Annotated in this window: 9 protein-coding genes; 3 read left to right on the forward strand and 6 right to left on the reverse strand. The window is 33.8% G+C overall.

Translation table 11 applies throughout. From position 1 onward, the window contains the following. Positions 1-266 precede the first annotated feature (266 nt). Positions 267-893 carry an HAD family hydrolase gene (locus K8354_RS10615; RefSeq protein WP_223439458.1) on the forward strand — a complete coding sequence of 209 codons (627 nt, stop codon included), beginning with the start codon at positions 267-269 and terminating at the stop codon, positions 891-893. Between the two features lie 18 nt (positions 894-911). On the opposite strand, the gene ftsY is transcribed toward K8354_RS10615, so the two are convergent. The 6 genes from ftsY to K8354_RS10645 all read right to left on the reverse strand — a co-directional run bounded on the left by ftsY (position 912) and on the right by K8354_RS10645 (position 4,876). Beyond that, positions 912-1,886, reverse strand: coding sequence for a signal recognition particle-docking protein FtsY (ftsY, locus tag K8354_RS10620; RefSeq protein ID WP_223439460.1), 975 nt, complete (start codon positions 1,884-1,886; stop codon positions 912-914). A 271-nt stretch (positions 1,887-2,157) separates the two neighbouring features. Further along, entirely contained in the window at positions 2,158-2,310 is a 153-nt protein-coding gene (locus tag K8354_RS10625; RefSeq protein ID WP_223439462.1) for a DUF4295 domain-containing protein, read from the reverse strand. Positions 2,311-2,362: 52 nt separating this feature from the next. Continuing rightward, the gene (gene rpmG / locus K8354_RS10630; RefSeq protein WP_223439464.1) at positions 2,363-2,545 is read right to left on the reverse strand and encodes a 50S ribosomal protein L33; all 183 of its coding nucleotides are present in this window, start codon (positions 2,543-2,545) and stop codon (positions 2,363-2,365) included. A gap of 26 nt (positions 2,546-2,571) precedes the next feature. Next, positions 2,572-2,811, reverse strand: coding sequence for a 50S ribosomal protein L28 (rpmB, locus tag K8354_RS10635; RefSeq protein WP_223439465.1), 240 nt, complete (start codon positions 2,809-2,811; stop codon positions 2,572-2,574). A gap of 80 nt (positions 2,812-2,891) precedes the next feature. Further along, on the reverse strand, positions 2,892-4,136 hold the full coding sequence (locus tag K8354_RS10640) for a competence/damage-inducible protein A (protein WP_223439467.1): 1,245 nt from the start codon (positions 4,134-4,136) through the stop codon (positions 2,892-2,894). A 131-nt stretch (positions 4,137-4,267) separates the two neighbouring features. Then, complete coding sequence (locus K8354_RS10645) at positions 4,268-4,876, reverse strand: fumarylacetoacetate hydrolase family protein (protein WP_223439469.1); 609 nt, start codon at positions 4,874-4,876, stop codon at positions 4,268-4,270. 1,565 nt (positions 4,877-6,441) lie between these two features. On the opposite strand from K8354_RS10645, the gene K8354_RS10650 reads away from it, so the two are divergent. Together K8354_RS10650 and K8354_RS10655 are read left to right on the forward strand one after the other, a co-directional pair. Beyond that, positions 6,442-9,051 (forward strand): hypothetical protein, encoded by a 2,610-nt coding sequence (locus tag K8354_RS10650; RefSeq protein ID WP_223439471.1) that lies wholly within the window; start codon positions 6,442-6,444, stop codon positions 9,049-9,051. Between the two features lie 74 nt (positions 9,052-9,125). Then, positions 9,126-9,896, forward strand: a complete 771-nt coding sequence (locus K8354_RS10655) for a BT1926 family outer membrane beta-barrel protein (RefSeq protein WP_223439473.1) — start codon at positions 9,126-9,128, stop codon at positions 9,894-9,896. Positions 9,897-12,269: the final 2,373 nt, after the last annotated feature.

The raw sequence follows: 12,269 nt of genomic DNA on the forward strand, positions 1-12,269 counted from the left end.
AACAAAAATCCTGAAAACAGATTATATTTTTCAAAAAAATCAGTTAATTCAAAATTTTTGAGTAATTTTAAGGGAATACCCATTTAATTTTAGAATGTTGTTTGCAAGCATGGAATTATCGTGTAATCAATTGGCAATAGTTCCTTTGTTACGTTGTTTTACACACTAAAAAGGACAAAAAAAAGTAACAATTTATTGCAGTAGTATAGGATTCAATGTATTTAAAATCTGTACAAGCTAGCAGTAACAAAAATACAACCTGTAAGATGAAGCATATTAAAAATTTAGTTTTTGATTTAGGAGGCGTTATTATGAATTTAGATGTTCCTAAAACCATTCTTGCTTTTAAAGAATTAGGAATAGACAATATTGTAAACGATACGGGGCATCAGTATCAACATTCTTTTTTCTATAATTTTGAAATTGGTGAAATTTCAGAAGCACAGTTTTTAAAAGCTTTAAAACATTTATCAAATCAATCTCTTCATGATGAACAAATTATACACGCTTGGAATAAAATGATCTTAGAAATGCCTCAAGATCGTATTGCTTTTTTACAAAGTTTACACCCAAACTACAATCTTTTTCTTTTAAGCAACACCAATAGCATTCATCAAAAGAAATATTTAGATGCTTTTAAAAAAGAGCATCAAACCTCTTTTAACCAACTATTTAAAAAAGCATATTATTCGCATGAAATCGGTATTCGAAAACCCGATGAAGCAATTTTTCATTATATTTTAAAAGACAGCAATTTAAAGGCGGAAGAGACGCTGTTTATAGATGATTCTTTCAGCAACCTAGAAGGTGCACAAAAATCGGGCATACACACATTTCATGTACAAAATTATAATACAAAAGATATCGTAGCGCTTTTAGATGCAGAAGCATAAAAACGAACGAAGGTAGTTTTACTTAAAAAAAGAATCTACAAATTCTACTTTATTAAAAACCTGTAAATCGTCAATACCTTCTCCTACTCCAATATATTTTACTGGAATTTTAAATTGATCTGAAATACCAATCACCACACCACCTTTGGCTGTGCCGTCTAATTTGGTAACCGCTAAAGCAGTAACTTCTGTGGCTTTGGTAAATTGTTTTGCTTGTTCAAATGCATTTTGACCCGTAGAACCGTCTAAAACTAACAACACATCATGCGGAGCATTCACCACCACTTTTTGCATTACACGTTTAATTTTAGTCAATTCGTTCATTAAATTCACTTTGTTATGCAAACGGCCAGCGGTATCTATAATCACCACATCTGCCTCTTGATTTACAGCAGATTTTAAAGTGTCAAAAGCTACAGATGCTGGGTCAGAACCCATTTCTTGACTTACAACAGGCACGCCTGTTCTTTGTGCCCAAACTTGTAATTGATCAATGGCTGCGGCTCTAAAAGTATCTGCCGCACCTAAAACTACTTTTAATCCTTGTTTTTTAAACTGACTTGCCAACTTACCAATGGTGGTGGTTTTCCCTACACCATTTACCCCCACAACCATTAAAACATAAGGTGTTTTGTTTCCTTCTTTGGTTTTAGGAATCTCAGGAATTGTAAATTCAGTTTCGTTGCCCTTATTCGTTTCTGACAACAAGCCTGCAATTTCTTCGCGAAGAATTAAATTGAGCTCGTCTGTACCTACATATTTATCTCTAGCAACACGCGTCTCTATACGCGTAATAATTTTAAGTGTGGTATTTACGCCAACATCAGATGCCACTAAAACTTCTTCCAGATTATCTAAAACAGTATCATCTACTTTCGCTTTTCCTGCAACTGCTTTAGAAAGCTTCCCGAAGAAACTCTGTTTAGATTTTTCTAAACCCTTGTCTAGGGTTTCCTTTTTTTCTTTTGAAAATATTTTTTTAAAAAAACTCATATCTTGTTTTTTAATCTAAATGCAATCCTCTAAAAATCATGCCATTGGGTCGAGGTAGGTTGCATTGTTCCTAAATTTGTTACCACCTAACCAAATGCGTTAGCGATTGAGGCTTTGTTGAAGCTCCTTGTAAAGAGCGACTGCCGAAAGCGCGACTTTATCTTGAATGCTTTCAAGAAAAGTAACGCCCAAAAATACGTAATTAAAAGGTATAAAAAAAAGCTACTTTCTAAATTAGAGAGTAGCTTTCATATATTTTGTAAGTAAGTGCTTATTTTTTTGCTAAAAAGGCATCTACTGCTGCAGGATCCATAATAGATTCTACAAATGTATAGGCTCCTGTTTTTGGAGATTTTATCATTTTAATAGCTTTACTTAATCTTTTAGAAGATGTTTGCAATGATGCTACGGTTTTCTTTGCCATTGTGTAAATGTTTTAAATCTATGTGCTCTGTACGGAGTTCTAGATCAATTAATTATTTAATTTCTTTGTGAACAGTCATTTTCTTTAAGATAGGATTGAATTTTTTAATTTCCATTCTATCAGGACTATTTTTCTTGTTCTTTGTTGTAATATATCTAGAAGTACCTCTTTCTCCTGAAGCTTTATGCTCTGTACATTCTAAAATTACCTGAACTCTGTTTCCTTTTTTTGCCATCTCTGTATAATTTTATGAGCTTAAACTTATTTCGTTAAAAAACCGTTAGCTCTAGCTTCTTTTATAACTTCAGAAACTCCTTTTTTATTTATATTTTTCAAAGCAGACGCAGATACTTTTAAAGTAATCCATTTATCTTCTTCTGGAATGTAAAAGCGCTTGGTCATTAAATTAGCGTCAAATTTTCTCTTTGTTCTATTTAATGCTTTAGAAACATTGTTTCCAACCATTGCTTTTTTACCTGTTAATTCACAAACTCTAGACATCTTCTGTACAGTTTTATAGTATTATCTCTAAACGAGGTGCAAATCTACAATTAATTCTAATTGTGAACAAAACAATTTTATTAATTTTTTAATATTTCTTTTTGCAACATTTCTAATGCTTTATGTACCGTTTTATCAATAACCCGTCCTCTTGGTTTTCCAAAATTAAATTCTTCTACAAAAGTTTCGGTATCGGTTGCCAAAGCAATAAACACAACTCCTACACTTTTATCGTTATGATCTGTTGTGGGGCCAGCATTGCCTGTTACCCCAAGCGCATAATTAGTTTGTAATTTTTCTTTCGCTGCTTGTGCCATGGCTATGGCAACCTCTTTGCTAACCACCGTATAGGTTTCAATGGTTTGTAAAGGAACTCCTAATAAATTTACTTTTGTTGCGGCAGTATAGGTAACAAAGCTGCCTTTATAATATGCGGATGCACCCGGAACGGAAACCAATAACGATGCTATTTTTCCGCCTGTTAAACTTTCTGCTGTGCCTAGTGTTTTTCCTTTTAAGGTTAAAAGCGCACCTATTTTATCTTCTATCGAACCACCATCATCAAAACCTGTAATGATATCGGGTATGATCTGAAATAATTCTGCTATTTTTTCTTGAAGCGCCTCTTCTAATATTTTTTTGGCATCGCCCTTGGCGGATAGACGCAAACGAACTTTACCATAATTTGGCAAATAAGCCAATTTTATAAAGGAGGGTAAATTGTTTTCGAAATCTTCAATTCTTTCGGCTATTAAACTTTCTCCTTGCCCATAGGTCATAATTGTTTTATGGACAATACTGGGCAACTTAAATTGTTGTTGAATTTTTGGCAACACCTTATCAGTCATTAAACCTTTCATTTCATTCGGCACGCCTGGTAGGGATACAAATACTGTTTTGTTTTCATAAAACCACATACCTGGTGCCGTACCGTATTCGTTTTTTAAATAAGTTGCCTTGGTAGGTAGCATCCCTTGTAAACGATTCGACTCGCCAAAAGGGATATTATACTTTGCAAACAATGTTTTTATATGCTGCACAACACTTGTATTTAACACTAAGGTGTCCTTAAAATATGCTGCAATGGTGTGCTTTGTTATATCGTCTTTGGTAGGACCAAGACCACCAGTAATCAGAACAATATCAACCCTTTCTTGTGCTTCTTGTAACGCATTTAATATATGTTCTTTATCATCTTGAATGGAAGAAATCTGATACACAGAAACACCAATCTTATTCAATTCCTTTCCAATCCATTGCGAATTGGTATCTACGATTTGACCAATTAAAATCTCATCGCCAATGGTAATAATTTCTGCTTTCATTTATTTTATTAGATTAAGGCAGCGTTACAGCGACACAAACAAACTTTGCCCCTCTATAACTACATGCATTTATAACTTTACAACTCCTCAACACCCCATCAACCAAAAACCATCAACCAAAAACCACGTTCCTACTTCACCCGAATACTAAAAGCTTCTCTGCCCTCAATAACTCCTTTTAAAACATCATTTTCTTGCACGCTACCGACGCCTGCCGGAGTTCCTGTAAAAATAACATCGCCTTTTTTTAGGGTAAAATACTGAGAAACATACGCAATCAATTCATCAATCTTCCATAACATAGCGCTGGTATTGCCGTCTTGTACCAGAGCATCATTTTTATAGAGCTGAAAATTTAGATTTTCTAAATCAAACTCTTTCTTCGGATAAAACGAACCAATAACAGCACTGCCGTCAAACGCTTTGGCTTTTTCCCAAGGCAACCCTTTTTCTTTGCACACTGCTTGCACATCTCTCGCTGTAAAATCGATACCTAAGCCGATTTCGTCATAATATTTGTGTCCAAACTTGGCATCAATATGTTTGCCTACTTTGTTAATTTTCACCAAAACTTCTACTTCATAATGCACATCCTTAGAAAAGGCTGGTATAAAAAACGGATTTTTTCTTGGCAGTATGGCAGAGTCCGGTTTTAAAAACACCACCGGACTTACAGGTCTTTCATTGGCAAGTTCCTCGATATGCTTTGCGTAATTGCGCCCAATACAGATTATTTTCATTCAAAAATTATTATTTTTCTATACAACCGTAACGTGTTTCTATGGTTATAAATAGGATACAAAAGATAACATTATATATTAATGACTACCAACAACACCCATTTCATGATCTACTTTCCTGCAACTGCAAAGGTTTTTCCGTTTGTCATTCCTTAACACAAGCTCCGTACACCAAACTATGGAGTTTATACTTTTGAACAAGAAGAGAACGAATCAATTTAGAAGCCATAAATCACGTTACAGCGAACATAGCTACAAAAATAAGATAAAAAAAGACTCTAATCTTTTTAACACACTACTAATAATACCTACAACCTGAATTTACCTTAATAAATAATCTTTATTCCGTTCTTCATCATTTAAAAATAAACCATAGGTACGGCTAGATATTTTAGATTTGAATAAAGAAAAAAACATCTTTTTATTGAAAGGTAAATTCCAATTATAAATGGTTTCAAACAAATAACCCTGTTATGAAAGATTGGTAATTACATCAAAATAAAAGTTACTACACAAATACCCTTAACAACGGTAGCAAAAAACTACGTATATATAACAATCCGATTTTAACAGAAAAAACAACCCTACAATTTCTCTAATAGAAAATAGCGTCAAAACGCATACAACATCAAATGGCAGCCATGGCAACAATACTTTTTAAAAAACATATAATTTGATAAAATCTAGTTTTGAAAACACAATAAATAAAGATAATTTCGCGTTGAATACATTCATAGACTAAAAATTTATAAAGAAGAAGACAACAACAAGGAGAAACTAAAAATAGCAGAATTAAAATAAGAGCACTTCTGGTAAGAAGAACCATAACCCTATGATATCGATACCCAATGACAGCCATTAAAATGACCCTATAAAAGAACGTTATACACATATAAATGAAAAAAAAATATTGCAAATTTTATCTTAAAGATTATTTAAACAATTAAAAAGACACTAAAAAAGCACACCATTACGGTAAGAAAAGGAGATGCGGTTGCATAAAAAAGAAGTTAATCACTTTATAAATTATAAAAAACCCCAAAAAAAGGCATAATACCAGGACAAAAACCACCACTAACACTCTTACTATCAAGATTAAACAAAAAATAATGATGAAAAAAATAAAAAAGTAACTTAAAAATTTGTAGAAAAAGAAAATAGTAAGTTAATTTGTAATTGATTTAGCTTCAAGATATAATTATGTTTTGAAAACAAATTAATGTATATTTGCAAAATAATAAGAATGCAGTAGAGTAAAAATAGAGTGTTAAACTTAAAACCGATAAAGCTATGTTAAGATAAAACAATACATTAGATGAAAGCGCCAAAAGCAGACAGCACCACATGGTTGATGACACGCTATAAGATAAACGCAACATTTAAGCTATTGTACCAAATGTAAAGTTATATACCAAACAAATACGGCTCATAAAGAAGTATGTGTTTCAATTTTAAGTTTAATAGATAATTATTTAAAAAAAATTATGCGAAAAACAGAAAACAATAACAATAAATTATTAAACCAGAGTTCAATTAAATCGTTAAATACAATAAAAATGAAAAAAATGAAAAAATCATTACTAACCTTACTAACTGCCATTCTTATCGGAAGTTCTTTTACTTCTTGTATTGAGAATACCGTACCGGATGAAGTTACCGCTATCTATGCTGGTCAAGCAAACGTATTAGCAGCAGAAGCTGCTTTGTTAAATGCACAAGCAAATCTTGCGGCTTCAGAAACTGCTAGAGCTGCGGCAGAAGCTGCTTTTTTAGAGGCTCAAGCAAGAGCTGAAGATGCTAGATCTGCTGCATTAACTGCACAAGCTGCAATAGATCAAGCTATGGCAGAAGCACAAATTGCTGCTATGGCTGCACAAACTGCTATTGATCAAGCAGAATCTGCTGCTGCAATTGCTGCTGCTGAAGCTGCTGCTGCACAACAAGCTGCGGAAAGTGATGCTAGAATTGCTGCAATGATTGCTGCAATGGAAAATGCGAATGCTCAGGCTGCTGCAGATTTAGCATTGGCAGAAATTGCACAACAACAAGCTGCTTTTGCCTTACAACAAGCACAAGAATTATTTGCTGCTGAAATGGCTGCAATGGCACGTGAAATAGCTGCTGCTGAACTTGCTGCTACTACTGCTGCTGAAGCTGCTACTGCTGCTGCAATACAAGCTGCATTTAGCAATTATATAACTGAAAAATCGCAATTAGATGGTTTAACATCTACAGAAGCTGCTAATCAATTAGCCATTTTACAACACATGCGAACGATGGCTGAAGACGTATTAACTGACGAAGCTACATTTAATCAATTAGTTGCAAATGTATCTATTGAAGAGGCAGACTTAGTTGTATTACAAGGTATGTTAGCTGATTACCAAGCGTTATTAGCGCCTGGAACAACTCTTGGAGATAGAATTGCTTTAAGAAATACTTACCAAGCTACAATAGACGCTAACCTTAATCTTATTCATGATTTGAATACAGAAGTTGCAATGTTAACCGAAGCTGATGCTGCTGCTTGGGATGTTTTAGATGCTAGTGGATACAACCAAGTTGAACTTGATTTAAATGTCTTAAGAAATCAATATCAAACTGCTAGAGTTGATGCTGAAAATGCAAGAAACAATAGCGCTACAGCAACTGCTCAATCTGAAGTAATCGCAGAAAATATTGCAAGATTACAAGACATCGTAGATAATTATGACACCAAATTAGCAGACTTTGAAGCTGCTGTTGCTAGCGCTGAAGGTGTTACAGCTACTGCCACTGCTGCTGAAGCTGCTGCTGCTGCTGCTCAAACTGCTGCTGAAGAAGCAATTGTTGCTGCTAACGCTGATTTAGCTGATGCACAGGCTGCATTAGTTACTGTACAAGCTGCTGAAGCTGCTGCATTAACTACTTTAAATGATGCTGTAGATGCTTACGTTACCGCCTTACAAGGTGAACAAGACACTACTGGTGCTGAAGCTGTCGTAACTGCTGCAGAAACTGCTCTTACTGCTGCTCAGGCTACTTATAATGCTGCTAAAACTGCATTTGATGCAGATCCTACAGGTTCTATTATTACACCTGGAGAGCCTGGTCCTGATGGCATTCTTGGAGACTTTACTGACACAAGCGCTATTACTTTTAGAGAAATTACAGATATTAATATTTCTGGAGAAGCTACTCTAGCTACAGCTGAATTTGACGCTCTACCTACCGGTGAGGCAGCTACTACTAGCACTTGGGATAATTTCATAATAACAGATATAGGGAAATTCTATGATGTTGAAGCTGATGATACGGCTTCAAGTACTGAAACTAAAGCTGAAAGATTACAAGACGCTGCTACGGCTTTAGATGCTGCTAGATTAGCAGTTGTTAGTGCACAAGCCGCTTTAAAGGTTATTGTAGATTTTAATGCTGCTCTTGATGTTCCTGGTGCATTAGAAACGTATAATGCAGCAACTGCATTCTATGAAACTGCACAAGCACAAGTTACTACTGCTGAAGGTGTTGTAGCTACTGCTGAAGCTGCTATTACTGCTGCTGTTGCTGCTGAAGTTACTGCTGCAGCTGCTCATGATGCTGCTATTGCCGCTTTAGCTGATGCCGTTGCAGATACTGCTGCCGCTAATGCTGCTTTAACTGCATTCGAAAACTCTACTGAAATTGAATATCAAAATGAATTAGAAGCTGCGTTAGTAGAACAAGATGTAAATGCAGCTGAAATTGCAACACAAGATGCACTTTTTATAGAACTTGATGCTCTAGCAAAAGAACTTGCTGCAACAATAGATGCTGGTCCTGATTATACTGCAGAACAAATGGCTGCTAAAGATGCATACGATGCTGCTAGTGCTGCACTTAGTGAAAAGATTTCAGAAAGAGTTATGTTAATCAATGAAAACAATTCATTACAAACATATATTAATTTAATTGATATTACTGAAAGCTTTAATATTGAAGCTATGATTTCTAATTTAGAATTGTCAATATCAAGTAAAGAAGCTAGTATTGTAAATGCACAAGCATTGGTAGATAACTTTAGTAGTAATACTGCAGAGAACAACTTAAGGACTCTTGAGTTTTTAGAAGCTAATTTAGCAAACACTCAATTACGAATTGAAACTCAACAATTAGTTGTAGATCAAATGAAAGCTATCTTAGATAGTTTACTATAATTCTCTTTAAGGATAAAAGGGGCTATTTATTTAGCCCCTATTAAAATAAATTATAACTCTTTAAAGAAAAAAAAATGAAAAAATATATATTTTTAACACTCTTAGTAATTGCCTCTATGAGCTTAAACGCTCAAGATACAATTGAGATGGCCGTTATTAAAGAGAAATCTTACAAGCCAACCAAAAAGGAATTTACGGTTGGTATTAACTTAGGAAGAGGAACATTTTTATCGAGTGGTTCAGTAATGGACGGTGCTAGTGTTTCAGGACAACCTACCTACAATGCTGTTAACTTAAATGGTAACGATGCTTTGAATATGATAGGTGCAGAAGTTAGATATTTTTTATCTACAAAATGGGCACTTAGCTTTTCTGGAGGACTTGCTTTTAGCAACACACCTGCTAGCATAAACATCCCAGCAGTTGGTAGTTTTCCAGCTTATGATGCCGTTGTAGAAGATATCAGATTTGACGTTAGTTACTCTGTAGGTGCTCTTTATTTCTTTGATTATAAAAAGAACAACAGATTAATGCCTTATTTAGGTTTCTTAGTTCCTGTGAATCATTCTAATAGATCTACTTTCGATCCATCAGTTGGAGCGAATGGTGAACTTAGTTTAGGAGCAGCAACTGTAGAAGTTTCAGGTGTTGGTTTACAAGCTGTAGCTGGTATCGATTACTTTTTAACAGAAAATATTTACTTTGGTTTAAGCATTAAGCCTGTATCTTTTATGTATATTAACAATACTAGATACCCGGCTCCTGGTTTATTCTCAAGAAAAGTAAGTAATACTTCTATCTCTTCTTTTGTACAACCATTACTTAGAATAGGTTTCAAATTATAAAATAAGCTATAGTTTATTTTATAAAAAAGTTTAGAAAAGACTGTCTAAAAAGACGGTCTTTTTTTTGCTTAAAACTTTACACAAGGATACACAACCAATCTCAATTCTTCTGAAAATAACCAACACCCAAACCTTTTAAGAAAATAACCGCCTGCTCTACTTTTTTCTTGTACAAACCTATATCAACATAGTACTGTATGTTTGCCTTCGTCATAAAATCATATCTATTCCCTACTTCGTGTTCTATTTCATTTTACGCCCATTACCCACTATTTTCTTTATAGTTTCCTTTTAGGTTTACTTTCTATAAAAGAAATAAAACATGAACCTGATACTACTTATATTTAGTTTAAGAAGATTCGTGCCTAATGAATCAGCACTTAACATAACCATGTAAGGAATGTCTTTTTGCTCCCCATAGAAACCAACTTATGCTTTCTCAATAGTTCTCGACTCCGCTACCATTGACGTTTTTATTAAATAATTGTTTTTCAATGATTTAAAGGACGGTTAAATTTACTTGTATTTTTACAATTATTTTGCAATTCAGTATATTTAAAACCAATTTACGTCATCTTCTACGCTTGTAAAAATTTTTTTCTTGGGTCTAGAACTGACAGGGTGTGTAATCAGTCTTAATAAACCGATTGTCACTTCGAGTGAAATTTCTTCCAATTCGAGTGATTTATTCGATTAAAATAAGAATAAATTATATCGAGAATATAAATTTTGTATCGAGAAGCGTTTAATTTCTATTTACTTCTTTACTTCTAAAATGTTCTCGATACAATTTGAATGAGTTCTCGATACAATTCCGATGAAAAATCGGAATCACTCGAACTGACAGGGTGTGTAATCATTCTTAATAAACCTATTGTCACTTCGAGTGAAATTTCTTTTTCAGAAATTTTGTATCGAGAAGCGTTTAATTTCTATTTATTTCTTTACTTCTAAAATGTTCTCGATACAATTTCAATGAGTTCTCGATACAATTCCGATGAAAAATCGGAATCACTCGAACTGACAGGGTGTGTAATCATTCTTAATAAACCTATTGTCACTTCGAGTGAAATTTCTTCCAATTCGAGTGATTTATTCGATTAAAATAAGAATAAATTATATCGAGAATATAAATTTTGTATCGAGAAGCGTTTAATTTCTATTTACTTCTTTACTTCTAAAATGTTCTCGATACAATTTGAATGAGTTCTCGATACAATTCCGATGAGTTCTCGATACAATTCCGATGAAAAATCGGAATCACTCGAACTGACAGGGTGTGTAATCATTCTTAATAAACCTATTGTCACTTCGAGTGAAATTTCTTTTTCAGAAATTTTGTATCGAGAAGCGTTTAATTTCTATTTACTTCTTTACTTCTAAAATGTTCTCGATACAATTTGAATGAGTTCTCGATACAATTTCAATGAGTTCTCGATACAATTCCGATGAAAAATCGGAATCACTCGAACTGACAGGGTGTGTAATCATTCTTAATAAACCTATTGTCACTTCGAGTGAAATTTCTTCCAATTCGAGTGATTTATTCGATTAAAATAAGAATAAATTATATCGAGAATATAAATTTTGTATCGAGAAGCTTTTAATTTCTATTTACTTCTTTACTTCTAAAATGTTCTCGATACAATTTCAATGAGTTCTCGATACAATTCCGATGAAAAATCGGAATCACTCGAACTGACACCTGGATTTACTTTAAAAATCGAAATCTAAACTCGACCTATTTTATTTTTCGTAGGAATTCAAAAGGGATGCAACGGCTAAGTGTCCAAAGCTTGTCCTCAACTTGATTGGGGAACTCAATAATAAGTCTGGACACGATAGTGAAATCACTTGTAGAATTCAAGTAAAATAAAAGTAAGTCTAGATTTTTGGTGAAGCCTGTGCTGAACTAGATTCAGTATTCATCAATGGAAAAGAAAAGAACAATAAAAGAAAAATATACTTTTAACTAGTTTATGTAAAAACATTATTAGGGTTTTTTAAACTAAAAGATTGCTTCAATCGTGCCTCTTTCGCAATGACGTGCTGCCCCTAAAACCGTCATTGCTAATAACGAAGCAATCTCTTTTTTGGATATGCTAAATCAAAAGATTGTTTTTTGGTATATAGGTTCTCGATACAATTTCAATGAGTTCTCGATACAATTTCAATGAGTTCTCGATACAATTCCGATGAAAAATCGGAATCACTCGAACTGACACCTGGATTTACTTTAAAAATCAGAATCTAAACTCGACCTATTTTATTTTTCGTAGGAATTCAAAAGGGATGCAACGGCTAAGTGTCCAAAGCTTGTCATCAACTTGATTGGGGAACTCAATAATAAGTCTGGACACGATAGTGAAATCA

Source organism: Polaribacter litorisediminis (genome assembly GCF_019968605.1).
Classification (GTDB): Bacteria; Bacteroidota; Bacteroidia; order Flavobacteriales; family Flavobacteriaceae; genus Polaribacter; species Polaribacter litorisediminis.